Here is a 25,125-nt window from a genome sequence, read left to right as displayed (position 1 = left end):
GGACCGAGGACGAGCAGGACGGCGACCCGAACGTCGTGGCCACCGGCCTGACCGTCCCGACCGGGCTCGTGGTGCTGCCCGACGGCACCGCGGTCGTCGGTGAGCGCGACTCCGGCCGGCTGCTGCAGGTCTTCCCCGACCGCTCCCCCGCGCGCGAGCTGATGACGCTGCCGGTCGACGCCGGCGGGGACGGCGGCCTGCTCGGGCTGGCGCTCTCCCCCACCTTCGGCGAGGACGGGCTGGTCTACGCCTACCTCTCCACCGCCACCGACAACCGGGTGGTCCGCTTCCCGCTCGGCGGCACGCCGAACCCGGTCCTCACCGGGATCCCCCGCGGTGAGGTCGGCAACGGCGGCGGGCTGCTGTTCGGCCCCGACGGCACGCTCTACGTGGGCACCGGCGACACCGGCGTCCCCGCCCTCGCGCAGGACCCGGTGTCGCTGGCCGGCAAGGTGCTCGCCATCGACGTCTTCGGCCAGCCGGTGGGCGACGGACCGGTGTTCAGCCGCGGGCACCAGGACGTCACCGCGCTGTGCCAGGGCCCGCTGCAGCTCTACGCCACCGACGAGGCGCCCTCCGGCCCCGACGTGCTCGACGCCGTCACCCCCGGCGGCGACGTCGGACCCGACGGCGCCGACCCGGCGCTCGAGGTGCCCGCCGCCGAGGGCGGGCTCGGTGGGTGCGCCGTCTCCGGCCCCTACGTGTTCCTCGGGGCGATGGACGGCCGGCAGGTGCGGGTGACCCAGCTCGACGGCAGCGGCGACCTGGTCGGGGAACCCCAGCCGTTCCTGGCAGACCAGTACGGCCGGCTGCGCACGGTGGTGCTCGACCCGTCCGGGGCGCTGTGGATCACCACGTCCAACCGCGACGGCGTCGGCACACCGGAGGCCGACGACGACCGGGTGCTCCGCGTCGTCCCGCCGTCCTCGGGGTCCGACTCACCCCTGTAGCAGGGCCTGACGGCTGAACCGGTGGACGACGTGGTCCGGCGGGTCGTCCGGGTTGTCCGGGCTCAGCTCACCGGCGGCGTACCAGCTGGCCCCCGCCCGGCGCAGCGCCCGCCACGAGGCCACGTTGCCCAGCGCCACGGGCACCAGCACGTCGGCGGCGTCCGGGTGGTCGGAGAACCCCCGGGCCACGGCGGCGGCGATCATCGCGGTGCCCAGCCCGCGGCCCCGGGCGGACGGCTCGCCGATGAGGTAGTCGATGCTCAGCGCCCCGGCCGGGACGGCGCAGACCCCGGTCAGCTCCTCGACGTACTGGGGGTAGGCCTCGATCGGGTAGACCTGGACCAGGCCGAACGGGGCGCCGTCGTGCTCCGCCACGTACAGCGCGGTGACGTCCTCGCCGTCCAGGCTCGGGCCGAAGTCCCGCTCGAGTGCCTCGGGCGTGCTCTCGTGGTGCCACCACCGGACGACCAGCGGCTCGGCCAGCCAGCGGCCGAGCAACGGGAGGTCCGCCCGGCGCAGCGGGCGGAGCTCGACGTCCGGGAGCTCCACCCGCCCGACCCTAGGAGCTGAGCACCCGCTCCTCCAGCATCCGCTTCACGGTGCCGGCGTCGGCCTTGCCGCGGGTGGTCTTCATGACCGCACCGACGAGCGCGCCCAGCGCCTGCACCTTGCCCGACTGCACCTTGGCGACGACGTCCGGCGCACCGGCGATGGCCGCCTCGACCGCGGCGACGAGCTCGTCGCTCTCCCCCATGACCGCCAGGCCCTGGGCGGCGACGACCTGCGCCGGGTCGCCCTGGCCGGCCAGCACGCCGTCCAGCACCTGCCGGGCCAGCTTGTCGTTGATGGTGCCCTCGGCGATGAGCCCGGACAGCTCGGCGACCTGCGCCGGGGTGATCGGCAGCTCGGCGAGCTCGGTGCCGGCCTCGTTGGCGCGGCGGGCGAGGTCGCCCAGCCACCACTTGCGGGCATCGCCGGGGGTGGCGCCCGCGGTGACGGTCTGCTCGACCAGGCCCAGTGCGCCGGCGTTGGCCAGCCAGGTCATCTCGGTGCCCGAGATGCCCCACTCCTGCTGCAGCCGGGCACGGCGGGCGGCCGGCAGCTCGGGCAGCGCGGCGCGCAGCTGCTCGATCCAGTCGGCGTCCGGCGCCAGCGGCACGAGGTCGGGCTCGGGGAAGTACCGGTAGTCGGTCGCCTCCTCCTTGCTGCGCCCGGAGGAGGTGGTGCCGGTGTCCTCGTGGAAGTGCCGGGTCTCCTGCACGATGCGGCCGCCCTCGTCGAGGACGGCGGCCTGCCGGCGCATCTCGAACCGGACGGCGCGCTCCACCGACCGCAGCGAGTTCACGTTCTTGGTCTCGGTGCGGGTGCCGAGCTCCAGCGCGCCGATCGGGTTGAGCGAGATGTTCACGTCGCAGCGCAGGCTGCCCTGCTCCATCCGGACGTCGGAGGCGCCGAGGGTCTGGACGATCTCGCGCAGCTCGGTGACGTAGGCGCGGGCGACCTCGGGTGCCTTGGCGCCGGCGCCGGGCACCGGGCGGGTCACGATCTCCACCAGCGGGATGCCGGCCCGGTTGAAGTCGATCAGCGAGTGGTCGGCCCCGTGGATGCGCCCGGTGGCGCCACCGACGTGCAGGTTCTTGCCGGTGTCCTCCTCCAGGTGCACGCGCTCAATCTCGACCCGGTAGGTCTCGCCGTCCACCTCGACGTCCAGGTGGCCGGCGATGCACAGCGGCTCGTCGTACTGGCTGGTCTGGAAGCCCTTGGGGATGTCCGGGTAGAAGTAGTTCTTGCGCGCGAAGCGGGACCAGTTCGCGATCCGGCAGCCCAGCGCCAGGCCGATCTGGATGGTGGCCTCGACCGCGGCGGCGTTGGCGACCGGCAGCGAGCCGGGCATGCCCAGGCAGACCGGGCAGGTGTGCGTGTTGGGCTCGGCGCCGAAGGTGGTGGCGCAGCCGCAGAACATCTTCGAGGCGGTGCCCAGCTCGACGTGGGTCTCCAGGCCGATGACCGGCTCGTAGCGGGTCAGGACCTCGTCGTAGTCGACCAGGCGGTCGCCGGCGGTCAGTGTCATGTGCGGTCCTCAGGAGTCGGCCGGCCGACGGGCGGGGTGGTGCGGAAGGCGAACAGGGCGGCCACGCCGGTGAGCACGCCGAGGACGATGAAGACGGCGAACACCGCCCGGCCGCTGGTGGCCCAGCCGACGATGCCGACGACGATGACGAAGACGGTGAGGGCCCAGGCGGCCTTGAGCGCGCCGTTCACGCCGCGCCCGCCGGGGTGGGCAGCTCGTCGAGCAGCCGGTGGCCACGGGCGGCGTCCTGCGCTGCCTCCAGAGCGGCGGCCACCCGGTAGCAGCGGTCGTCGGCGAGCGCGGGGGCCATCACCTGGAAGCCGACCGGCAGCCCGTCGGACAACCCGCTGGGGACCGAGATCGCCGGCAGGCCCGCCAGGCTCGCCGGCAGCGTGCACAGGTCGGCGGCGTACATGGCGATCGGGTCGTCGACCCTGGTGCCGATCGGGAACGCGACGGTCGGCGTGGTCGGGCTGACCAGCACGTCGACGTCGGTGAAGGCCGCGGTGAACTCGCGGGTGATCAGCGTCCGGACCTTCTGCGCCTGCCCGTAGTAGGCGTCGTAGTAGCCGCTGGACAGCGCGTAGGTGCCGAGGATGATCCGGCGCTTCACCTCGGGGCCGAAGCCCTGCTCGCGGGTGAGGGCCATGACGTCGTCCAGGTCGTGGCTGCCGTCGTCCCCGGCGCGCAGGCCGAAGCGGACCCCCTCGTAGCGGGCCAGGTTGGACGAGGCCTCGCTGGGCGCGATCAGGTAGTAGGCCGGCAACGCCAGGTCGAAGGAGGGGCAGGAGACCTCGACGACCTCGGCGCCCAGCCCGGCGAGCACCTCGACGGCCTCCCGGGTGCGGGCCAGCACGCCGGGCTCGTAACCGTCGGTGTGCCCGTCGCCGCCGAGCTCCCGGACGACGCCGACCCGGAGGCCCCGCAGGTCACCGCTCGCCCCCGCGCGGGCGGCGTCGACCAGCCCGGACAGCGGCGCGTCGATGCTGGTGGAGTCGCAGTGGTCGTGGCCGCCGATGACCTCGTGCATGAGGGCGGCGTCGAGGACGGTGCGGGCCATCGGGCCGGCCTGGTCGAGGCTGGAGGAGAACGCGATCAGGCCGTAGCGGGAGACCGAGCCGTAGGTGGGCTTGTGCCCGACCAGGCCGGTGACCGCGGCCGGCTGCCGGATCGAGCCGCCGGTGTCGGTGCCGATCGCCCAGGGCGCGAGGTGGCCGGCGACCGCGGCCGAGGACCCACCGGACGAGCCGCCCGGGACCCGGTCGAGGTCCCAGGGGTTGCGGGTCACGCCGTAGGCGGAGTTCTCGGTGGAGGAGCCCATCGCGAACTCGTCCATGTTGGTCTTGCCCAGCAGCACGGTGCCGGCGTCGGCGAGCCGGGTGGCGATGGTGGCGCCGTACGGCGGCAGCCAGCCCTCGAGGATCTTCGAGCCGCTGGTGGTCGGCACGTCCTTGGTGACGACGAGGTCCTTGAGCGCGACCGGCACCCCGGCCAGCGGGCGCAGCTCGTCGCCCCGCGCGCGGGCCTCGTCGACAGCGGTGGCGGCGGTGACCGCGGCGTCGTCCTCGACGTGCAGGTAGGCGCCCAGCCGGCCGTCCTCGGCGGCGATCCGGTCCAGGTGCGCGCGGGTCACCTCGACCGCGCTGACCTCCCCGGCGGTCAGCAACCGGCCCAGCTCGGCGACGTCGATGCGGGTGAGATCGGTCATCAGGCGTCCTCCCCCAGGATGCGCGGGACGCGGAAGCGCCCGTCCTCGGCGGCGGGCGCGCCGGCCAGTACCGCGTCGCGCGGCAGGCTGGGCGTCACCTCGTCGGCACGCAGCACGTTGGTGAGCGGGACGGCGTGCGACATCGGCGGGACGTCGGCCACCGCGGCTTCCCCCACCCGCGCCACCGCGGCCAGCACCTGGTCGAGCTGGCCGGCGAACCGGTCGAGCTCCTCGTCGGTGACCGCCAGGCGCGACAGCCGCGCCAGGTGCGCGACGTCGTCCCGCGAGATGCTGCTCATGCTGCGCCGTCCATGCTGGGCCAGGACCCTCTTCCGTATCGCTTCAGGACCCGGCCAGCCTACGCGGGAGCCAGTCGCGGCCCGATCGCGCGGCGGGGCTGGTCCCCGGGCCCGGGATGCGGGAGGCTGGGCCCGTTCACGATCGACGTCGATCGGCCGCGCAGCACGGCACCGGAGGGATCCGTGTCCTATCTCTTGCGGCTGGTCGTCCCCGACCGGCCCGGCACGCTCGGAGCGGTCGCGACCGCGCTCGGCGCCGCCGGCATCGACATCATCTCCGTCGACGTCCTGGAACGGGGCAACGGCGTCGCCGTGGACGACGTCGTGGTGGAGCTCCCGGCCGACCGGGTGGCCGACAGCCTGATCACCGCGGCGACCGCCGTGCCCGGGGTGCAGGTGGAGTCGCTCCGCCCGTTCGCCGGCCCGCTGGACACCCACCGCGAGCTGGACCTGCTGGAGGCGCTCGCGCCCGCCGGGGTGGGCACCGCGAAGGTGCTCGCCGCGGAGCTCCCGCGGGTCTTCCGCAGCGGCTGGGCGGTGGTGCTGGCCGACGGCGGGACCGACGTCACGCTGCTGGCCGCCTCCGACGCCGCGCCCGCGCTGGAGGGCATCGCGCTGCCGTGGCTGCCGCTGAGGTCGCCGATGCTGCTGCCCAGCGACGCGGACTGGGTGCCCGAGCGCTGGCAGGAGATGGCGGTGGAGATGATGGCCGCACCGCTGGACCCCGACGGCGCTGCGGTGCTGCTCGGCCGCTCGGGCGGCCCGGCGTTCCGCCGCTCGGAGCTGCTGCGGCTGGCCCACCTCACCGGGCTGGCAGCCACCGTCGCCCGGCTGCCCCCGGCGTAGCTCCCTCAGCCCTCGGCTGAGCCGTCGCCGATGGTGGCGACCTCGCGGGCGGCGTCGGGACCCTCGTCCAGCAGCACCGCGAAGCCGTCGTCGTCGAGGATCGGTGCCTTCACCGACACGGCCTTGTCGTACTTGCTGCCCGGGTCGGCGCCGACGACGACGAAGCCGGTCTTCTTCGACACCGAGCCGGTCACCTTGCCGCCGCGTTCCTGGATGGCGGCGATGGCGGAGTCACGGCTGTGGTCGCGCAAGGACCCGGTGACGACGACGGTGACCCCGGTCAGCGGGCCCGGGCCGGCCTCCTCGCCCTCGTCCACCATCCGCACGCCGGCCTGGCGCCACTTCTCGACCACGTCGCGGTGCCAGTCGACGGCGAACCAGTCACGGACCGCGGTGGCGATGGTCGGGCCGACGCCCTCCGCGGCGGCGAGCTCCTCCTGGCCGGCCTCTTGCAGCCGGTCCAGCGAGCGGAACTCCCGGGCCAGCGCCTGCGCGGCGGTCGGGCCGACGTGCCGGATGGACAGCGCGACCAGCACCCGCCACAGCGGGATGTCCTTGCGGGTCTGCAGGTTGGCCAGCAGCTTCTGCCCGTTGGCCGACAGGGTGCCGTCCTTCTTGGTGAAGAAGTCGGTGCGGCGCAGGGCGTCCTCGTCGAGGGAGAAGACGTCGCCCTCGTCGGTGAGCAGGTGGCTCTCCAGCAGCGCGATGGCCGCCTCGTAGCCGAGCACCTCGATGTCGAAGGCACCCCGGCCGGCGACGTGGAACACCCGCTCCCGCAGCTGTGCCGGGCAGGACCGGGCGTTCGGGCAACGGATGTCGGCGTCGCCCTCCTTCTCCGGGCGGAGTTCGGTGCCGCACTCGGGGCAGTGCGTGGGAAAGACGAACTCCCGCTCGGAGCCGTCGCGGGCAGCGACGACCGGGCCGAGCACCTCGGGGATGACGTCGCCGGCCTTGCGGATGACGACGGTGTCGCCGATCAGCACACCCTTGCGCCTGACCTCGCTGGCGTTGTGCAGCGTGGCGAGCTGCACGGTGGAGCCGGCGACCTTGACCGGCTCCATGTAGGCGAACGGGGTGACCCGGCCGGTGCGGCCGACGTTGACCCGGATGTCGTGCAGCTTCGTCGTCGCCTCCTCCGGGGGGTACTTGAAGGCGATGGCCCAGCGGGGGGCGCGGCTGGTCGACCCGAGCCGGCGCTGCAGGGAGACCTGGTCGATCTTGACGACGACGCCGTCGATCTCGTGCTCGACGGAGTGGCGCTGCTCGCGGTACCGCTCGATGAAGGCCCAGACGCCCTCCAGGTCCTCGACCACGGCGTAGCGGGTGCTGACCGGCAGCCCCCAGGCCTGCAGCTGCTCGTAGGCCGCGGACTGGCGCTGCGGCTCGAAGCCGCGGCGGGCGCCGATCCCGTGCACCACCATGCTGAGCGGGCGCTTGGCGGTCTCGCGGGCGTCCTTCTGCCGCAGCGAGCCCGCCGCGGCGTTGCGCGGGTTGGCGAACGGCGCCTTGCCGGCCTCCACGAGGCCGGCGTTGACCTCGGCGAAGGCGGCGACCGGGAAGTAGACCTCGCCGCGGACCTCGAGGAACTTCGGGACGTCGTCGCCGCTCAACTGCTGGGGGACGACGGCCATGGTGCGGACGTTGGCGGTGACGTCCTCCCCCGTCGTCCCGTCACCGCGGGTGGCGGCGCCGGTGAGCCGGCCGCGCTCGTAGACCAGGTCGATGGCCAGGCCGTCGACCTTCAGCTCGCACAGGAAGCCGGCGCCCGCAGCGCCGTCGCGCTCGGCCCGGGCGGCCCAGGCCGACAGCTCGTCGGAGGAGAAGACGTTGTCCAGGCTCTGCATCCGCTCCGGGTGCGTGACCGGGGCGAAGGTGGCACCGAAACCGCCGTTGACCTTCTGGCTCGGCGAGTCGGGGGTGACCAGCGCCGGGTGGGCCGCCTCGAGGGCCTTGAGCTCGCCCATCAGCTCGTCGTACTGCCCGTCGCTGACCAGCGGGGCGTCCTGCACGTAGTAGGCGAAGGCGTACCCGTCCAGCTGCTCGGACAGGTCGCGGTGCCGGGTGCGCGCGCCGTCGGGGACCTGGGTGAGGTCCTCGCGGTCGACCGCAGCCCCCACCGACGGCTGGTCCATGCCGTCGACGGCCTCCTGCTCCACCTCTGCCTCGGTGCTCACGTCGCTGACGGTAGCCGGAGGGCCTGACGGGAAACCGGACAGCGATCACCGCTCACCCAGCAGGGTTGCGAGTCCTGGCGGGAGCACCCCCCGGCCGAGGAACTCGACGCCGAGGACTCGCCCCTCACCGTCGAAGTCGAGGACCACGTCACCGGCACGGGGCACGGGACTCGCGACGACGCGTTGGCTGACGGCTGTACCAGCGGCGGCGTCGGTGAACGAGAGGTAGCCCGCTCCCGCTTCGCGGTCCCACGTCAAGCGCAGGCGCACCTGCTCGTCGCGGTACCCGGACTCCTGAGGCATGTCGCCATCCTGCCGCTCTGCGCATGCCTGAACGGCAGGCAGCACCACCGGCATGGAGCAGCGCCGGTTCAGACCAGCAGCGGTGGTCCGATGAGGATCTCGGTGCCGTCGGGGCGGTAGGTGTGCCATCGCCCGCCGGGATCTCGTTCGATCCGGAAGCCGTGGTGGACCTTGGTGTGGTGCCGTTCGCACAGCAGCCCGGAGTTCTCCAGGCTGGTCTCCCCGCCGAAGATCCAATGAATCAGGTGATGGACGTCGCACCAGTAGGTCGGGGCGCCGCAGCCGGCGAACACGCAGTGCCCGTCCCGCAGCTCCACGGCCTTGCGCAGGCCGGGGGTGACCACCCGGTGGTCCCGGCCCAGGTCCAGCAGCACCCCGTCGGGGCCCATCACGATCCTCGAGATGCTCGCGTCGCAGGCCAGCCAGCGGGCCCGGGCCGCGGAGATCTGCCCACCGAACCCGGTCCGGGCCGCACCCGGGCCGGTGGCGGGGTCGATCAGGTCGTCGATGTCGAGGTTGAGCACCACCTGCGGCTTCACCGTCCGCAGCTTCGGCAACCCACCCGACGCCAGCGCGTTGTCACAGAGTTGGACGAGGGCGTCGGCCAGCTGCTGGGCGCGGGTGCGGTCATCGCCCTGGGGACGGTTGGCCTGCACCATCGACTCCAGCGCGGCCTCGAACTTCTCCCCGCTCACCGCGTCGAGCTCCCCGCGGATGGACCGGCGCCCATCGGCGTGCCGCGCCACCTGGACCTGGCGGCCCTCGGTGGGGTCCGGTTCGGTGCCATCGGGGTCCAGGGCCTCGCGGTAGTGGTGCACCACCTGGGCGAGCCGGTCATGGGCCTCACCGGTGGCGACGGCAACCAGCGCCCGATCGATCACGCCCAGGTCGACGTCCTGCTCGTCGGCCGCGGCGAGTTCGGCGTCGCCGGCGATCGGGGCGATCACCGCCACCTGCGAGGCGGTGAGGGTGCCCTCGGCGAACGCCGCGGCGGTGGCCGGCAGGTGCTCCAACGCCCGGCCCGAGCGCACCAGCCGCCCGGCCTCGCCGGCGGTGAGGTGCCCGTGCCCACGCAGCCAGGACGGCATCGTCTTCTTCCCGTCGTGCTCCGCGGCGCCGGTGGCGTCGGCGTGCCGGACGGTGCGGGTCAGCTCCGCGGTGGCGCGGTTGACCACCTGCAGGAGCGCCGTGGTCCGTTCCAGCACCGCGCCAGGCGCCAGGGCGAAGAGGTCCTCGACGGCCAGGGCGTCCAACGCGGACTGCAACTCACCCACCGGACACCCCCTCCACGCCTTCGAACACGTGTACGAAGTCTACCGCCGCAAAGGGTGCCGGACAAGATGAATCCCCAGGTCAGACTCCTGTCCACAGATTTCTATGACCTCTTGACATGGCGCCTGGGGCACTCGCCGAGACCGCCGAAGGCACGCCATCGGCGTCCCCGGGCGGGACCCCTCGGGGGCTGGGTCTCTGGCTGGAGGTACTCCGCAACTTCACCGCCATAAGCGCCCGCAACCGGCGCGAACGCCAAAGGCACGCTCTTGGCGTCCACCCTGGTGGGGCTCAGCACACACCGAAGGCGCGCCTTTGGTGTTCCCCGAGCAAGAGCCGCATCGGTGCAGAGGTCACTCCGGCTGGAGGTACTTCGCTGCCTCGCGGACGTGGGCCATCGCCGTGCGGGCGTAGGCCGGGCTCGCCCCGGCCAGGCCGCAGGCCGGGGTGAGCGTGACGGCCGAGTGGAGCTGCTCGGCCGGGAAGCCGAGCTCGTTCCACCAGGCGGTCAGCCGGCTCGCGGTCGCCTTGGCCGGCGTCAGCGTCGCGTCGGTGCCCGGGACGACGCCGACCAGCAGGTGGGTGCCGGCCTCCACGGCCGAGCCGACGGCGTCGAGGTCCTGCACCGTGCCGAGGTCGAAGGAGAGCCCGGCGGCCCCGGCCGCGCGGAACAGGTCCAGCGGCGCCCGCTGCGCGCAGCAGTGGACGACGACCGGGGCGGGCACCCGGTCGACGAGGCGGGTCAGCAGCTCCTCCACCACGTGCGCCTCGACGGCCGACAGCTTGCCGAAGCCGCTGACCGTCGGCAGGCCGCCCTGCAGCACGGCGGGCACCGACGGCTCGTCGAGCTGGACGACGACCTGGGCGCCGGGCACCCGGGCCGAGACGTCGGCGACGTGCGCGGCGATGCCCTCGACCAGCGACTGCGCCAGGTCCCGGCGCGCGCCGGGGTCGACGACGGCCCGGTCGCCGCGGGTGCGCTCCAGCCCGGCCGCGAGGGTCCACGGCCCGGCCACCTGCACCTTGAACGGTCCGGTGTACCGCTCGGCGACCTCGAACAGCGCGTCCATGTCCCGGGCCAGCAGCGCCTGCGCCCGGCGCTCGTCGGCGCCCGGCCGGGGGACCAGCCGCCAGCCGGCCGGGGTCAGGTCGACGTGCAGGTCGACCAGCAGCGCCGCCGCGCGGCCGATCATGTCCGCGCCCGCCCCCCGCTCGGGCAGCTCGGGCAGGTGCGGGAAGTCCGGCAGCTCCCCGGTCACCAGCCGGAGCGCCTCCACCGGGTCCGTGCCGGGCAGGGACCCGACGCCGGAGGCCGGCCCCCACACGGTGGGGACCGGCCTCAGGTCGTCGGTGCTCGATGCGGTGCTGTCGTCCGGGTGTTCAGTCGGCGGGGCCACGACGGCGACGGTAACCCGCCACCGTCATGCCCCTGCCCGTCGTCGCCGTCAGTTGCAGGCCGCCGTCGTCACCGGGATGGCGTGGTCCCCGGTCGGAGGGGTCAGCGTCCTGCCCTGGAGATACTGAACCGCTGTGTCGACGTCGACCGGACCGGTGACCTGCCCGGTGCCCGTCGTGAATGCGGTGAAGCTGTCCCCACCGCCGGCCAGGAACGAGTTGGCTGCAACACGGTAGGTGCCGGTCGGCGTGACCGGGACCCCGCCGATGCTGATCGAGCAGTCCAGCACGCGCTCTCCCTCTGGCAGGGCGCGGTTGTACTGGTATGTGAACCCGTCAGAGGTGGAGAGCACCAGGTCGCTGGTGGCGTCCGCACCCCGGAACTGCTGCTCGAGGACGTCGTCGATGGCCGCACCCGTCAGCGTGAGCGTGTTGACCGTGTTGCTGAACGGCTGGACGTTGAACAGCTCCCGGTAGGTGACCTCACCGGCGGTGATGTCGGTGCGGAGCCCACCGGGGTTCATGAACGCCACGACGGGTGCGCCGAGCTCGGGCCGAGTGGCTGATGAGGCGAGCTGTGCGTTGGCCACGAACGTACCGAGCACCGACTCGTCGTTGCGGACCACTGTCGTGCCGTTGCGGGCCCGCAGCAGGTCACCCGTGACCGTGCCGACGACGACGTTGCCGGTGACGTTCGCCCGGTCGTTCCAGTACGTGACGATGTCCGCCACCGCGGGGTCCGGGTTCGTCCTCAGGACCGGGACGTTGGCGGCCTGGTACGAGGCGCTCCGGTCGACGTCACCGCTCTTCGAGTTGAGGGTCAGCCGGATGTCGGTGACCAGCCGGCCGTAGTAGCCAGCCTGGGTGACCAGCCGGGGCTGCCCACCGGGCACCGGGAGCAGGCAGTTGTAGGCCTGGTGGGTGTGCGCGCTGACGATGAGGTCGACCTGGTCGGAGACCCGGTTGTTGATGTCCACGATCGGGCCGGTCAGCCCGGCACAGCCGTTCGGGTTGGCCGCGTCCGCGCCCCCGTTGGTGCCGCCCTCGTGCACGACGACACCGATCGCCTTGATGCCCTGCTTGGTCAGGACCTTGGACCAGCGGTTGATCGCGTCGGCCTCGTCGATGAACGTCACGTCCGCGATCCCCGTAGGCGACACGATGGTCGGGGTCGTCTCGGTGACCACGCCGATCAGCGCCACCTTCTTCCCCGCCCCGGCATCGAAGACCTGGTACGGCGGCAGCATCGGCTCGCCGGTCTCCTTCGAGATGACGTTGGCCGCGAGGTAGGGAAAGTCGGCCCCCTTGAACTGGTGGCCCTGGGTGCCGAAGCAGCCGTCGACGCCGACCGTCACCCCCTCGCAGGCGGTGACGTCGTCGGTGTAGGTGTCGTCCGTGGCGGCGGAGATGCGCCGCAGCTCCTCGGTGCCCCGGTCGAACTCGTGGTTGCCGACCGAGGAGGCGTCCAGCCCCATGGCGTTGAGCACCTCGATGGTCGGTTCGTCCTTGTAGACGCTCGACTCGAAGGCGGAAGCGCTGACGAGGTCGCCGGCGCCGATGAAGTAGGATGCGGCCTTCGCACCGGCCGACGCAAGGAACTGCTGCTCCAGCGCCTTGACTGTCGAGGACACGTTGGCTGCGCCGCCCACGATCTGGGTGGTGTCGTCGGGCGTGCCGTACGCGCCGTCCGGTCCCGGTGCGGTCAGCTTGGCGTCCGAGGTCGTCGGGTCGGCCTCGGAGATGCGCCCGTGGAAGTCGTTCATGGCGATGAGCTGCACCGGGACGGGGCTCTGCGGACCCGGCTTGGGATCACCCTTGCCCGGGGCAGCCGAGGCAACAGCAGGGACGCTCACGAGCGCGGCAGTGGCCACGGTGAGGGCGATCGTCAGGCACGTTCTGCGCAAGGGTCCTCCAGGACACGGGGACCGGGCCGTGCAGGTGCTCGGCCCGGCAGCGGGGCACTCAGATCTGTAGTTGCTCTAAGTAGCCGTGCGTAACGTCGTGCAGTTCAGACGCTAGCCCCGTGCTGTGTACCTGCCAAGGGTCAGGTGTGGAGCGCCGCCGACCGTTCACCCGCGCGCAACACGGTGCCCTGGCCGAGCACCCGGTCCCCGCGGTCGGCGTCCGGGGCGTAGAGCACGGCGGACTGCCCTGGGGCCACCCCGCGCTGCCGCTCGGTGAACTCGATCCGCAGGCCGCCCTCCTCGGTGCCGGACACGGTGCAGCCGACCGGGGTCCCGTGCGCGCGCAACTGGACGGAGGCACGGCAGGGCAGCTCCGGCACCGGCCCGGTCCAGGTCGGCGCCTGGGTGACCACCTCGTCCACCTCGCCCTGCTCCGCGGTGCCGATCGTCACCGTGCGGCTGACCGGCTCGATGCCCAGCACGTAGCGCGGCCGCTGGTCGCCGGTGCTGACCCCCAGCCCTCGGCGCTGGCCGATGGTGAAGCCGTAGGCGCCGGCGTGGGTGCCCACCGTGGCGCCGGTGGCCGCGTCGACCACCGGGCCGGGCTGCTCCCCCAGCCGGCGGGCCAGGAAGCCGCGGGTGTCGCCGTCGGAGATGAAGCAGATGTCGTGCGAGTCGGGCTTGGTGGCCACCGCGTAGCCGCGCTCGGCAGCGAGCTCGCGCACCCGCTCCTTCGTCATCGACCCGAGCGGGAACACCGCCCCCGCGAGCTGTCGTGCGGTGAGCACGCCCAGGACGTAGGACTGGTCCTTGGCCGCGTCGACGGAGCGGCGCAGCTCGCCGTCGGCGAGCCGCGCGTGGTGGCCGGTGACGACGGCGTCGAAGCCCAGCGCCAGCGCCCGGTCCAGCACGGCGGAGAACTTGATCTTCTCGTTGCAGCGCAGGCACGGGTTGGGCGTGCGGCCGGCGGCGTACTCGGCGACGAAGTCCTCGACGACGTCCTCGCGGAACCGGTCGGCAAGGTCCCAGACGTAGAAGGGGATGCCGAGGGAGTCCGCGACCCGACGGGCGTCGTGGGCGTCCTCGACGCTGCAGCAGCCGCGGGCGCCGCTGCGCAGGGTCTGCCGGTCCGGGGACAGCGCCAGGTGGACCCCGGTCACGTCGTGCCCGGCCTCGACGGCCAGCGCGGCGGCGACCGCGGAGTCCACTCCCCCGCTCATCGCGGCGATGAGGCGCATGGTCAGTGACCTCCCATGCCGGCTCGACGGGCCCGCTCGACCACCGGGGCGATCACGGCGAGCACGGCGTCGACGTCGGCGTCGGTCGAGGTGTGCCCCAGGCTGAAGCGCAGCGAGCTGCGGGCGCGGGCGGGGTCGGCGCCGGCCGCCAGCAGCACGTGGCTGGGCCGCGCGACTCCGGCGCTGCACGCGGACCCGGTCGAGCACTCGATGCCGCGGGCGTCGAGCAGCATGAGCAGCGCATCGCCCTCGGCGCCGGGGAAGGACAGGTGCGCGTTCCCGGGCAGCCGCCCCGGGCCGCCGCCGACCACGGCGTCCAGCGCCGGTCCGTTGAGCTGCGCGTCGGGCACCTGCTCCACGACGCCGGCCACCAGCCGGTCCCGCAGGGCGCCGACCCGTGCGGCCCGCTGGACCCGGTCGTCGACGGCGCTCTGGGTGGCGGCGGCGAGCCCGACGATCGCCGCGACGTCGAGGGTGCCGGACCGGACGTCGCGCTCCTGGCCGCCGCCGTGCAGCAGCGGGGTGCACTCGGCGTCCCGGCGCAGCAGCAGCGCGCCGGCGCCCATCGGACCGCCGAGCTTGTGACCGGTCATCGTCAGCGCGTCGACGCCGCTGGCCCCGAAGTCCACCGGGAGCTGGCCGATCGCCTGCACCGCGTCGGTGTGCAGCGGGACGCCGACGGCTTGCGCGACGGCGGCGAGCGCGGCGAGGTCGCTGACCGCACCGATCTCGTTGTTGGCCCACATCACGCTGGCGACGGCGACGTCCCGGCCGTCGCCGAGGGCCTGCGCCAGCGCGTCCGGGGTGATCCGTCCGTCGGGCTCGACCCGCAGCCAGGTGACCTCGGCGTCGTCGTGCTTCTCCAGCCACTCGACGCTGTCCAGGACGGCGTGGTGCTCGGCCGGGCTGGCCACGATCCGGCGGCGGCCCTGCTCCGCGGCACGGCGGGCCCAGTACAGGCCCTTCACGGCGAGGTTGTCGCCCTCCGTGCCGCCGCCGGTGAACAGCACCTCCGAGGGGCGGGCACCCAGCGCGGCGGCCAGCTGCTCGCGGGACTGCTCGGCGACGCGCCGTGCCTCGCGGCCGCTGGCGTGCAGCGAGGACGCGTTGCCGACCCGGGCCAGCTGCTCGGTCATGGCCGCCAGTGCCGACGGCAGCATCGGCGTCGTCGCAGCGTGGTCCAGGTACGTCATGGCCCCGCCAGAGTAGTCGCGCCTGCGGGGGGCGCCTCCGCGGCGACCGGTGCGGCGGCGCGGGCGGCGACCACCGCCCCGACGACGGCCAGCGCGGCGTACACCGCAGCCACCACGACGAGGACGCCGCGCAGCGGCAGCAGGCCGGCGGTCGCCGCCGACACCAGGACGCCGGTCAGGCCGATGCACAGCGCCGACGCGGTCACGTCGGCGATGTTGAGGGCCGCGGAGTCCGCGCCGCGGCGGTGCTCCGGCGACTGGGCCAGCAGCAGCACCCCGACGCTCGGCATGCCGAGCCCCATGCCCAGCCCGGCGAGCCCCCAGGTCAGGTAGGCCGGCCAGCCGCCGACGCCCGGGACGGCGGTCACCGCGGTCCCGGCCAGCCCGACGGCCAGCAGCACGAAGCCCACCCGCAGCAGCTGGACCCGCGAGGCGCCCGCGTACCGGCCCTGCACCTGCGAGGCGGCCGCCCACCCCACGGCACCGGCGGTCAGCGGGACGCCGGCGGCCGTGGGGCTGTAGCCGTGGACCGCGCTGAGCGTGAGCGGCAGCAGCGCGTCCATGCCGAAGAAGGAGCCGGCCAGCAGACCCCGGGCGGCGACCACGGTGGGCAGGCCGCGGCCGGCGCGGACCGTCCCGCGGGGCAGCAGCGGCCGGAGGCCGACGGCCAGCGCGACCAGTCCGCCGACGGCCAGGACGGCGCCGAGCAGGTCCAGCCGCTGGCCGGCGTACTGGAGGGCGCCGACGCCGAGCCCGGCCAGGCCGGCCCACCAGCGGCGGGCGACGCGGGCCGGCGGCGGGTCGGCCGGGACGGGAAGGGCGCGCAGCGCGGGCAGCACCAGGCACAGCCCGACCAGCACCAGCGGCAGCAGGCCGAGGAACACCCAGCGCCAGCCCACCGAGGTGGTCAGCGCGCCCGCCACCAGCGGCCCGATGAGCGCGGGCAGCACCCAGGCGGCGGCTGTCGCGCCGAACAACCGGGGCCGCAGCGACGCCTCGTAGGCCTGCCCGATGGCGACGTAGAGCGCCACCGAGATCAGCCCGCCGCCGAAGCCCTGCACCGCGCGGCCGGCCACGAACAGCGCCATGTCCGCCGCCACGCCACAGGCGAGCAGGCCGACGGCGAACACCGCGACGCCCCAGACCAGGCCGGCCCGGGCGCCCCGCCGGTCACCGACGTCCCCGCCGACGACCATGCCGACCACCTGGGCCACGAGGAAGGCGGTGAACGGCCAGCCGAACCAGGCCAGACCGTCGAGCTCGGTGACCGCGGTGGGCATCGCGGTGGCGACCGCCATCGACTCGAAGGCCACCAGCGTGACCAGGAGCAGCAGTCCGACGGTGGTCAGCCGGTGCCGGGCGTCCAGCAGCCCCGGCGTCCCTGGTCCTCCCACCCCGGGCGCAACCCGCACCCCGGCCCGTCCCTTCCCGACCCGCCGGAGACGCGTCGAGCGCCGACCCCCGAGGGGGCCGGCGCTCGACGTGCTGCAGGGGGTCCTTATGCCTTGCGGGCGGTGATCTGCTGGGTGGCGGCCGGGACGACGGTGTTCAGGTCGCCCACCACGCCGAAGTCGGCGAGTTCGAAGATCGGCGCCTCGGGGTCCTTGTTGACCGCGACGATGGTCTTCGACGTCTGCATGCCGGCCCGGTGCTGGATCGCCCCGGAGATGCCCACCGCGATGTACAGCTGCGGTGAGACGGTCTTGCCGGTCTGCCCGACCTGGAAGGAGTGCGGGTAGAAACCGGAGTCCACCGCCGCCCGCGACGCGCCGACGGCGGCGCCGAGGGAGTCGGCGAGCCCCTCGATCACGGCGAAGTTCTCCGCGCTGGCGACCCCGCGACCACCGGACACCACGATCGAGGCCTCGGTCAGCTCCGGGCGGCTGGACTTCTGCTCCACCACCCGGTCGACGACCCGGGTCGCCTTGGCCGCCTCGGAGATCGTCACCTGCACGGTCTCCTCAGCCCCGGCGGCCGGGGCCGGCTCGGGGGTGACCGAGTTGCCCCGCAGGGTGTAGATCGGGGTGCCGACGGTGACCTGGGAGTGCACGATCGTCGCCCCGGCGAACGCCACCTGGGTGGCGGTGCCGTCGGGGTGGATCTCGGTGACGTCGGTCAGGAACCCCGAGCCGGTCTTGATCGCCAGCCGACCGGCGATCTCCTTGCCCTCCGGCGAGGAGGGGATGACCACCGCGGCCGGCGACACCGAGGCGACCAGCTGGGCGAGCACCTCCGCCTTGGGGGCGACGAGGTACTCCTCGATCTCGGGGGACTCGGCGACGTAGACCTTGCCCGCGCCGTACTCGGCGAGGGCGTCCTTGACACCGGCGGCGGTGCCAGGGGCACCGATGACCACCGCGGAGGGCTCACCGAGCGCGCGGGCCGCGGTCAGCGCCTCGAGCGTCGTCTTGCGGGGCCCGCCGGCGGCGGGGTTGAGCTCGACCAGGACCAGGACCTCTGCCATCGTTCTTCTCCTCCGTTGTCCGGGTCAGACGATCTTCTGGGCGGCGAGGTAGCCGACGAGCTTGTCGGCGCCGTCGCCCTCGTCGGTGACCTTCACGCCCTCGCCCTTGGGCGGGCGGCCGGCGAAGTCCACGACCTTGGACGTCGCGGTCGCCAGGCCCACCGAGGCCGGGTCGATGCCCAGGTCGGCCAGCGTCAGGTTCTGCACCGGCTTCTTCTTCGCCGCCATGATCCCCTTGAACGAGGGGTAGCGGGGCTCGTTGATGGTGTCCCAGGTCGACACGACCGCCGGCAGCGGCGCCTCCAGCGCCCAGTAGCCGCCGTCGGTCTGCCGCTCGATCTTCGCCGTGCCGCCCTCGATGGTGAGCTTGCGGGCACCGGACAGCTGCGGGATGCCCAGCCGCTCACTGAGCAGCGCCGGCATCACCGACACCTGCCCGTCGGTGGACTCCGCGCCGCACAGCACCAGGTCGTAGTCCAGCTGGCCCAGCGCCGCGGCGATGATCGCCGAGGTCTGGGGTGCGCATGCGCCGTGGATGGCCGGGTCGGAGACGTGCACGGCCTTGTCCGCACCCATCGACAGCGCCTTGCGGATCGCGTCGGTGGCGGTGTCGGGGCCGACGGTCAGGATGGTGACCTCACCGCCCTGGGCCTCCTTGACGGTGAGGGCCTCCTCGATGGCGTACTCGTCCATCTCGTTGATCACGTTGTCGGCGGTGGCCCGCGCGACGGTGTTGTCCTGCGGGTCCAGCTTCCGCTCGCTGCCGGAGTCGGGGACCTGCTTGACCAGAACGACGATGTTCATCGTCAGACCAACCTCCGCGGTGGTTCATGGGGGCACGGGCGGGGCCCGCCTCGTCGCCGATCATCGAGGTTACTTCCGGGTAACACCCGGTGGGCAGGGTGGGTCCCCGTGACGCCGATCACGCCGTCGTCCGCCACTCCCCGGTCCGGGTGAACGCCTCCAGCGTGGCCGTGTGCGGCACCAGGTCCAGGCCCTGCGCAGCCACCCACCCGTCGTCGTAGTAGGTGCAGGCGTACCGCTCGCCACCGTCGCAGAGCAGGGTGACGACGCTGCCGGTGCGCCCGGCGGCGAGCATCTCGGCGATCAGGCCGAACGCGCCCCACAGGTTGGTGCCGGTGGACCCGCCGGCCCGCCGGCCGGTGACCCGCTCCAGGTGCCGCATGGCGGCCAGCGACGCGGCGTCGGGCACGCAGACCATCCGGTCGACGATCGTCGGCACGAACGAAGGCTCGACCCGCGGCCGCCCGATGCCCTCGATCCGGGAGCCCCGACCAGGAGCGGTCGGGTCGGCGTCCCGCCAACCGGGGAAGAACGCCGAGCCCTCCGGGTCGACGACGGCGAGCCGGGTGGGGAGCCGGCGGTACCGGAGGTAGCGCCCGATCGTCGCGCTGGTGCCGCCGGTGCCCGCGCCGACGACCACCCACTCCGGGACCGGGTGCCGCTCCCGCGCCAGCTGGTCGAAGACCGACTCGGCGATGTTGTTGTTGCCGCGCCAGTCGGTGGCCCGCTCGGCGTTGGTGAACTGGTCCAGGTAGTGCCCGCCGGTCTCCGCGGCGATCCGGCGGGCCTCGTCGTAGACGGTGCCGGCCTCAGCCACCAGGTGGGTGCGGCCGCCGTGGAACTCGATCAGCGCGATCTTCTCCGCGCTGGTCGTCGCCGGCATCACCGCGACGAACGGCAGGCCGAGCATCCGGGCGAAGTAGGCCTCGCTGACGGCGGTGGACCCGCTGGAGGCCTCGACGACCGTGCTGCCCTCGTGCAGCTGACCCGAGCAGAGCGCGTAGAGGAACAGCGAGCGGGCGAGCCGGTGCTTCAGGCTGCCGGTCGGGTGGGTCGACTCGTCCTTCAGGTACAGGTCGATGCCCCACTCGGGCGGCAGCGGGTAGACCAGCAGGTGGGTGTCGGCCGACCGGTGCGCGTCGGCCTCGACCAGCGCCACGGCCCGCTCCAGCCACGCCCGGCCGTCGGGGTCGGAGCGGTCGAGGTCCGTGGGGGCGCCGGCGGTCACCCCGGCATGATCCCCCACCGTGCTCGGCCGGCCGGTTCAGCGACCGGTGAAGGTCGCCTTCCCCGGGCCGTTCTCCAGGAACGAGCGCATCCCGGTCCGCTGGTCCTCGGTGTCGAACAGCGCGGCGAACAACCGGCTCTCCAGCGCCAGACCGGCGTCCAGGTCCCCGTCGAGCCCCTCGTCGATGGCCTGCTTGGCGGCGGCCAGCGCGAGCGGCGGCCCGGCGGCGAACTTGCGGGCCATCGCGACGGCGGTCGGGTACACCTCGTCGTCCGGGACGACGGCGTCGGCGAGCCCCATGACCAGGGCCTCCTCCGCGGCCACGTGCCGGCCGGTGAAGACCAGGTCCTTGGCCTTGGCCGGGCCCACCAGGCGGGCGAGGCGCTGGGTGCCGCCGGCGCCGGGGATCACCCCGAGCAGGATCTCCGGCTGGCCGATCTTGGCGTTGGTGCCCAGCACCCGGAAGTCGGCGCACAGCGCCAGCTCGTACCCACCGCCGAGGGCGTAGCCGGTGACGGCGGCGATGACCGGCTTGGGGATCCGGGCGACCGCGGTGAAGGAGGCGGTCAGCTCGCGCCCCCAGGCGACCATGCCCGAACCGTCGAGTGCGGACATCGCCTTGATGTCGGCGCCGGCGGCGAACACCCGCTCACCGCCGTAGACCACGACGGCGCGCACGTCCGCCCGCTCGGTCGCCTGCACGGCGGCCGCCCGGACCTCCTGGTGCATCTGCTCGTCGATCGCGTTCATCTTCGGGCGGTCGAGCCGGATGGTGCCGACGCCGTCCTCCACCTGGAGGGTGACGAACTCGGGGTCTGCCATGGGGGGCCTCCGTGCTGCTGCGGTGTCCTGCGGGGGGCTCAGCTTGCCTGGGCGGCGCGGCGAGCGGCGTACCGCCCGCCCTCGCGCTGGACCTCCAGCGGGACGCCGAACGCGGCGGAGAGCAGCGGGGCGGTCAGCACGTCCTCGACCGGCCCGGCCGCCACCACCTCGCCGCCGCGCAGCAGCAACGCGTGCGTGTAGCCCGGCGGGATCTCCTCGACGTGGTGGGTGACCAGCACCTGCGCCGGCGCGTACGGGTCGCGGGCCAGGTCGGACAGCCGGGTGACCAGGTCCTCCCGGCCTCCCAGGTCCAGCCCGGCGCCCGGCTCGTCGAGCAGCAGCAGCTCGGGGTCGGTCATCAGCGCCCGGGCGATCTGGGTGCGCTTGCGCTCCCCCTCCGACAGCGTGCCGAAAGGCCGGTGCGCCATCCGGGCCACGCCCCACTGCTGCATGAGCACCGCGGCCCGGGTCAGGTCGTGGACGTCGTAGCGCTCCCGCCACCGGCCGACGACGGCGTACCCGGCGCTGACCACGATGTCGCCGACCCGCTCACCGGGGTCGATCCGCTGGGCCAGCGCCGCGCTGGTCAGCCCGATCCGCGGTCGCAGCTCGAAGACGTCGACCGCGCCGAGCGTCTCGCCGAGGATGCCCACGGAGCCGCGGGTCGGGTGCATCTGCGCCGAGGCCAGTTGCAGCAGCGTCGTCTTGCCCGCCCCGTTGGGCCCCAGCAGCACCCACCGCTCGTCGGGCCGGACGGTCCAGTCGACCCCCCGCAGCAGGTGCGCCTCGCCTCGGACGACGTCCACGCCCCGGATCTCGACGACCGGTTCTGTCCACACGTCGCTCATCCAACCAACCCGCCGGCGATCCCGGGCACCGGGCTGCGGCACGGCGCGCCGACGGTCGGGCAGGATGCCCGGGTGACTGCATCGAGGAGCGCGCGGACCGTCGAGGTGTGGCCCGGTCAGGCGGCTCCCCTGGGTGCCCACTGGGACGGCACCGGCACGAACGTCGCGCTCTGGTCGGCCGGCGCCTCCGCCGTCGACCTGTGCCTCTTCGACCCCGACGGCACCGAGCACCGCCAGCGGCTGCAGGAGACCACGCACCAGGTCTGGCACGGTCGGGTCCCCGGCGTCGGCCCCGGTCAGCGGTACGGCTACCGGGTGCACGGGCCCTACGACCCGTCCTCGGGCGCCCGGTACAACCCGGCGAAGCTGCTGCTGGACCCCTACGCCCGCGCGGTCGACGGCGACCTGGTCCTCGACGGGTCCCTCTACGCCCACGACCCGCGCGACCCGTTCGCGCTGAACCCGGCGGACTCGGCCCCGTTCGTGCCGCGCGGCGTCGTCGTCCACGACTCGTTCCCGTGGGACGGCGACGCGCTGCTGCGGACCCCGTGGTCGGACACCGTCGTCTACGAGGTGCACGTCAAGGGCGCCACCATGCGCCACCCCGACGTCCCGCCGGAGCTGCGCGGCACCTATGCCGGGCTGGCCCACCCGGCGTTCGTCGAGCACCTGATCTCCCTCGGCGTCTCGGCCGTCGAGCTGCTGCCGGTGCACCAGTTCGTCAGCGAGCCGCACCTGCTGCGCCGCGGGCTGACCAACTACTGGGGCTACAACACGCTGGGCTACTTCGCCCCGCACGGCGCCTACAGCTCGGCCGGCACCGGCGGCGGGCAGGTCACCGAGTTCAAGGCGATGGTCAAGGCGCTGCACGCGGCCGGCATCGAGGTGATCCTCGACGTCGTCTACAACCACACCGCCGAGGGCGACCACACCGGCCCGACGCTGTCGTTCAAGGGCATCGACAACGCCGGCTACTACCGCCTGGGCGGGCCCGGCGCCGGCGACGACCCGTCCCGCTACACCGACTACACCGGCTGCGGGAACACCCTGGACGTGCGCCGGCCGGCCGTGCTGGCGCTGCTGATGGACTCGCTGCGCTACTGGGTGACCGAGATGCACGTCGACGGGTTCCGCTTCGACCTCGCCTCGGCCCTGGCCCGCTCGATGCACGACGTCGACCGGCTGTCGGCGTTCTTCGACGTCGTCCACCAGGACCCGGTGGTCAGCTCGGTGAAGCTGATCGCCGAGCCGTGGGACGTCGGGGAGGGCGGCTACCAGGTGGGCAACTTCCCGCCGCCGTGGACGGAGTGGAACGGCAAGTACCGCGACACGGTGCGGGACGTGTGGTCCGGGGCGCGGGTCGGCGTCCGCGACCTCGCCTACCGGCTGACCGGCTCCTCGGACCTCTACCGCTCCGACGGTCGCCGGCCGTTCGCCTCGGTCAACTTCGTGACCGCGCACGACGGCTTCACCATGGCCGACCTGGTCGCCTACGAGCACAAGCGCAACGAGGCCAACGGCGAGGACAACCGGGACGGCGAGAGCCACAACCGGAACTGGAACAGCGGCGTCGAGGGGCCCACCGACGACCCGGCCGTGCTCGAGCTGCGCGGCCGCCAGGTGCGCAACCACCTGGCCACCCTGCTGCTGTCCACCGGCGTGCCGATGCTCACCGCCGGCGACGAGCTGGGCCGCACCCAGGGCGGCAACAACAACGCCTACTGCCAGGACAACGAGGTCTCCTGGCTGGACTGGGCAGCGATCGACCCGGACCTGTGGAGCTTCGTGGCCCACGCGGTGGGCCTGCGCCGCACCTCACCGGCGCTGCGACAGGAGGCGTTCTTCGAGGGCAGCGAGGTGCCCGGCACCGGGGGCACCCGGGACCTCGCCTGGTTCGCCCCCGGCGGCGAGCAGCTCACCAACCGCGACTGGTTCGACACCGGCCTGCAGACGATCGGCATGTACCTCGACGGCCGCGGGCTGCGGCACCGCGACCAGCGCGGCCGGCCGGTCGTCGACGACTCGTGGCTGGTCTGGCTGCACGCCGGCCCCGAGCCGGTGGACGTCGTCCTGCCCGCGGCGCCGTGGGGGGACGGCTACGAGCTGGTGCTGGCCACCGAGTACCCGACCGGCGTGCCGCCGCGTCCGACCGCGCTGCCCCCAGGCCGGGTGCGGATGCCGGACCGCTCGGTCTGGGCGATGCGCGTCGTGCGATGACATGGCGACCCTGACGGGCCGCACCGCGGCCAGGAGCCGTGCCCGGCGGCCGTGAGCCGCTGAGTCGCTCGGTCGCGGGACCCTACGGGCCCCACTCCTCGCGATCACTCGTCCCCGACCCCTGCTGGACGTGACACGGCCCCGTTCCCCTGCTGGACGTGGCACGGCCCCGTTCCCCTGCTGGACGTGGCACGGCCCCGTCCGCCAGCAGGAGGACGGGGCCGTGGTCGAGGCTTGAGCCTGCCTACTCCGGGGTCTGCTCGAAGGTGATGACGGTCCAGCCGAGCAGCAGCCGGTCGCCGTCGGCGAGCGGGTGCGGGACGCCCGGCTCGAGCTGGGTCCACTCGGTGGCCTCCGGGCCGGCGACGTGGGTGCCGTTGAGCGAGCCGAGGTCGGTGAGCGAGACCTCCCGGCCGGCGCGCTGGATGGCGGCGTGGGCGGAGGAGAGCACGTTCTGGGTGTCGGCGATCGGCACCGGACGGGCGTTCCCGCCGGTCACCAGGTCGTGGCCGTCGGGACGGCGACCGAGCACGAGGTCCTCGTCGACGGTGACGACCATGCCGTCGTCGAAGCGCAGCACCGGCGCGGCCGGTGGCTCGGGCCGCCAGAAGGCGGTCTGCTCGCCACCGGTCGCGGGGGCCTGGGCGGCGATCCGGCCGGAGTTGCCGAACCCGGCGTCCGAACCCGCGGTGAAGGACTCACCGCTGGGCAGCGAGGTGGCCGGCGGGGCGACCGCGGCCGAGGAGGCCACGGCGGCGTGCTGGAGCAGCGCCCCCGAACCGGGGACGGTGCCCTCGACCAGGTCGAGCGCGACACCGGGGGGCATCGCGGCGGCCGACTGACCGGGGCCGACGTAGAGGGTCTGGCCGAGGGAGAAGCCGGCGGCGAGCGTGCAGCCGTCGGCCGCCTGACCGGACACCGGGACGCCGTCCACGGCCGGCTGGCCCTTGCCCGACCACAGCGCGACGCCGGAGGCGGACCCGCCCGTGGTGTCGGAGAGGACGAGCGCGAAGGAGGCAGGGCCGTCCGCCAGCCGGGACACCTGGCCGGCCACGGCGGCCAGCACCCGGTCGGCGCCGGGGCCGGCGACCCCCAGGCAGGCGTGCAGCGCAGCCACCAGCGCCGGCGACCCGGGGGCGTCGACCCACAGCAGGCCGCCACCACGGCGGGCGACGACAGAGTCTCCGGGGAGGACCTCACAGCGGTCGGGCATGACGACCAGACTAATGAGCCGTGACGGGATCCGGTGGGTCACTGGAACGAGGCACGCCGTGATCGCAGCCTGTTGAGCACGACCTGTACCAACCGTCACACCCGTCGCAGCCCTGACCACCACTCGGCGCGTTCGTCCAGAAACGCACAGTGACGGCGGTTCCCGTCCGTCCCACC

General features: G+C 73.8%; 22 protein-coding genes. 3 read left to right on the top strand and 19 right to left on the bottom strand.

What is annotated here, in order from left to right; translation table 11 throughout:
* Positions 1 to 950 (top strand): PQQ-dependent sugar dehydrogenase (locus FHL79_RS20745; RefSeq protein WP_138760468.1); only part of this gene is annotated, 950 nt, incomplete at its 5' end.
* On the opposite strand, the gene FHL79_RS20740 is transcribed toward FHL79_RS20745, so the two are convergent.
* From FHL79_RS20740 to gatC, 5 genes are read right to left on the bottom strand one after another with little or no spacing between them, the layout of a single operon-like run.
* Positions 939 to 1,499, bottom strand: a complete 561-nt coding sequence (locus FHL79_RS20740) for a GNAT family N-acetyltransferase (protein WP_138760467.1) — start codon at positions 1,497 to 1,499, stop codon at positions 939 to 941. The two genes, FHL79_RS20745 and FHL79_RS20740, sit on opposite strands and share 12 nt — an antisense overlap.
* Positions 1,500 to 1,509: 10 nt before the next feature.
* Positions 1,510 to 3,021, bottom strand: coding sequence for an Asp-tRNA(Asn)/Glu-tRNA(Gln) amidotransferase subunit GatB (gene gatB, locus FHL79_RS20735; protein ID WP_138760466.1), 1,512 nt, complete (start codon positions 3,019 to 3,021; stop codon positions 1,510 to 1,512).
* The gene (locus FHL79_RS20730) at positions 3,018 to 3,212 is read right to left on the bottom strand and encodes a hypothetical protein (protein ID WP_138760465.1); all 195 of its coding nucleotides are present in this window, start codon (positions 3,210 to 3,212) and stop codon (positions 3,018 to 3,020) included. The genes gatB and FHL79_RS20730 overlap by 4 nt, the downstream gene beginning before the upstream one ends.
* Positions 3,209 to 4,729 (bottom strand): Asp-tRNA(Asn)/Glu-tRNA(Gln) amidotransferase subunit GatA, encoded by a 1,521-nt coding sequence (gatA, locus tag FHL79_RS20725; RefSeq protein ID WP_138760464.1) that lies wholly within the window; start codon positions 4,727 to 4,729, stop codon positions 3,209 to 3,211. The genes FHL79_RS20730 and gatA overlap by 4 nt, the downstream gene beginning before the upstream one ends.
* The gene (gene gatC / locus FHL79_RS20720; protein ID WP_138760463.1) at positions 4,729 to 5,028 is read right to left on the bottom strand and encodes an Asp-tRNA(Asn)/Glu-tRNA(Gln) amidotransferase subunit GatC; all 300 of its coding nucleotides are present in this window, start codon (positions 5,026 to 5,028) and stop codon (positions 4,729 to 4,731) included. The genes gatA and gatC overlap by 1 nt, the downstream gene beginning before the upstream one ends.
* A 183-nt stretch (positions 5,029 to 5,211) precedes the next feature.
* Between gatC and FHL79_RS20715 the strand changes: the two genes are divergently transcribed.
* Positions 5,212 to 5,874 carry an ACT domain-containing protein gene (locus FHL79_RS20715; protein WP_138760462.1) on the top strand — a complete coding sequence of 221 codons (663 nt, stop codon included), beginning with the start codon at positions 5,212 to 5,214 and terminating at the stop codon, positions 5,872 to 5,874.
* A gap of 5 nt (positions 5,875 to 5,879) precedes the next feature.
* On the opposite strand, the gene ligA is transcribed toward FHL79_RS20715, so the two are convergent.
* The 13 genes from ligA to FHL79_RS20650 form a co-directional block, all read right to left on the bottom strand.
* Entirely contained in the window at positions 5,880 to 8,048 is a 2,169-nt protein-coding gene (gene ligA / locus FHL79_RS20710) for an NAD-dependent DNA ligase LigA (protein WP_138760461.1), read from the bottom strand.
* 45 nt (positions 8,049 to 8,093) lie between these two features.
* Positions 8,094 to 8,351 (bottom strand): DUF2283 domain-containing protein, encoded by a 258-nt coding sequence (locus tag FHL79_RS20705; RefSeq protein ID WP_171058265.1) that lies wholly within the window; start codon positions 8,349 to 8,351, stop codon positions 8,094 to 8,096.
* 68 nt (positions 8,352 to 8,419) lie between these two features.
* Positions 8,420 to 9,625: an HNH endonuclease signature motif containing protein gene (locus FHL79_RS20700; protein ID WP_138760459.1), complete on the bottom strand. Its 1,206-nt coding sequence runs from the start codon at positions 9,623 to 9,625 to the stop codon at positions 8,420 to 8,422.
* A gap of 351 nt (positions 9,626 to 9,976) precedes the next feature.
* Positions 9,977 to 11,020 (bottom strand): methionine synthase, encoded by a 1,044-nt coding sequence (locus FHL79_RS20695; protein WP_218938542.1) that lies wholly within the window; start codon positions 11,018 to 11,020, stop codon positions 9,977 to 9,979.
* Positions 11,021 to 11,068: 48 nt separating this feature from the next.
* Positions 11,069 to 12,781 carry a bifunctional metallophosphatase/5'-nucleotidase gene (locus FHL79_RS20690; protein ID WP_246081061.1) on the bottom strand — a complete coding sequence of 571 codons (1,713 nt, stop codon included), beginning with the start codon at positions 12,779 to 12,781 and terminating at the stop codon, positions 11,069 to 11,071.
* Between the two features lie 281 nt (positions 12,782 to 13,062).
* The gene (gene mnmA / locus FHL79_RS20685; protein WP_138760457.1) at positions 13,063 to 14,160 is read right to left on the bottom strand and encodes a tRNA 2-thiouridine(34) synthase MnmA; all 1,098 of its coding nucleotides are present in this window, start codon (positions 14,158 to 14,160) and stop codon (positions 13,063 to 13,065) included.
* A 2-nt stretch (positions 14,161 to 14,162) separates the two neighbouring features.
* On the bottom strand, positions 14,163 to 15,353 hold the full coding sequence (locus tag FHL79_RS20680; protein WP_138760456.1) for a cysteine desulfurase family protein: 1,191 nt from the start codon (positions 15,351 to 15,353) through the stop codon (positions 14,163 to 14,165).
* Entirely contained in the window at positions 15,350 to 16,747 is a 1,398-nt protein-coding gene (locus FHL79_RS20675) for an MFS transporter (RefSeq protein WP_246081059.1), read from the bottom strand. The genes FHL79_RS20680 and FHL79_RS20675 overlap by 4 nt, the downstream gene beginning before the upstream one ends.
* A gap of 104 nt (positions 16,748 to 16,851) precedes the next feature.
* Entirely contained in the window at positions 16,852 to 17,817 is a 966-nt protein-coding gene (locus FHL79_RS20670; protein WP_138760454.1) for an electron transfer flavoprotein subunit alpha/FixB family protein, read from the bottom strand.
* Between the two features lie 24 nt (positions 17,818 to 17,841).
* On the bottom strand, positions 17,842 to 18,621 hold the full coding sequence (locus FHL79_RS20665; protein ID WP_138760453.1) for an electron transfer flavoprotein subunit beta/FixA family protein: 780 nt from the start codon (positions 18,619 to 18,621) through the stop codon (positions 17,842 to 17,844).
* Positions 18,622 to 18,739: 118 nt separating this feature from the next.
* Positions 18,740 to 19,849, bottom strand: a complete 1,110-nt coding sequence (gene cds1, locus FHL79_RS20660) for an L-cysteine desulfhydrase Cds1 (RefSeq protein ID WP_138760452.1) — start codon at positions 19,847 to 19,849, stop codon at positions 18,740 to 18,742.
* 36 nt (positions 19,850 to 19,885) lie between these two features.
* On the bottom strand, positions 19,886 to 20,671 hold the full coding sequence (locus tag FHL79_RS20655) for an enoyl-CoA hydratase/isomerase family protein (RefSeq protein WP_138760451.1): 786 nt from the start codon (positions 20,669 to 20,671) through the stop codon (positions 19,886 to 19,888).
* A gap of 38 nt (positions 20,672 to 20,709) precedes the next feature.
* Complete coding sequence (locus FHL79_RS20650) at positions 20,710 to 21,519, bottom strand: ABC transporter ATP-binding protein (RefSeq protein WP_138760450.1); 810 nt, start codon at positions 21,517 to 21,519, stop codon at positions 20,710 to 20,712.
* 72 nt (positions 21,520 to 21,591) lie between these two features.
* Here FHL79_RS20650 and glgX point away from each other — a divergent pair, with 72 nt between their 5' ends.
* Complete coding sequence (glgX, locus tag FHL79_RS20645; protein WP_138760449.1) at positions 21,592 to 23,736, top strand: glycogen debranching protein GlgX; 2,145 nt, start codon at positions 21,592 to 21,594, stop codon at positions 23,734 to 23,736.
* Positions 23,737 to 23,980: 244 nt separating this feature from the next.
* Here the strand turns inward: glgX and FHL79_RS20640 are convergent, their stop codons facing one another.
* Entirely contained in the window at positions 23,981 to 24,949 is a 969-nt protein-coding gene (locus FHL79_RS20640; RefSeq protein ID WP_138760448.1) for an FHA domain-containing protein, read from the bottom strand.
* Between the last annotated feature and the right edge of the window lie 176 nt (positions 24,950 to 25,125).

Source organism: Modestobacter altitudinis (assembly GCF_005930475.1).
Lineage (GTDB): Bacteria > Actinomycetota > Actinomycetes > Mycobacteriales > Geodermatophilaceae > Modestobacter > Modestobacter altitudinis.
The sequence above is the reverse complement of the archived record's forward strand: the minus strand, read 5'-3'. Positions and strand labels throughout refer to the sequence as shown.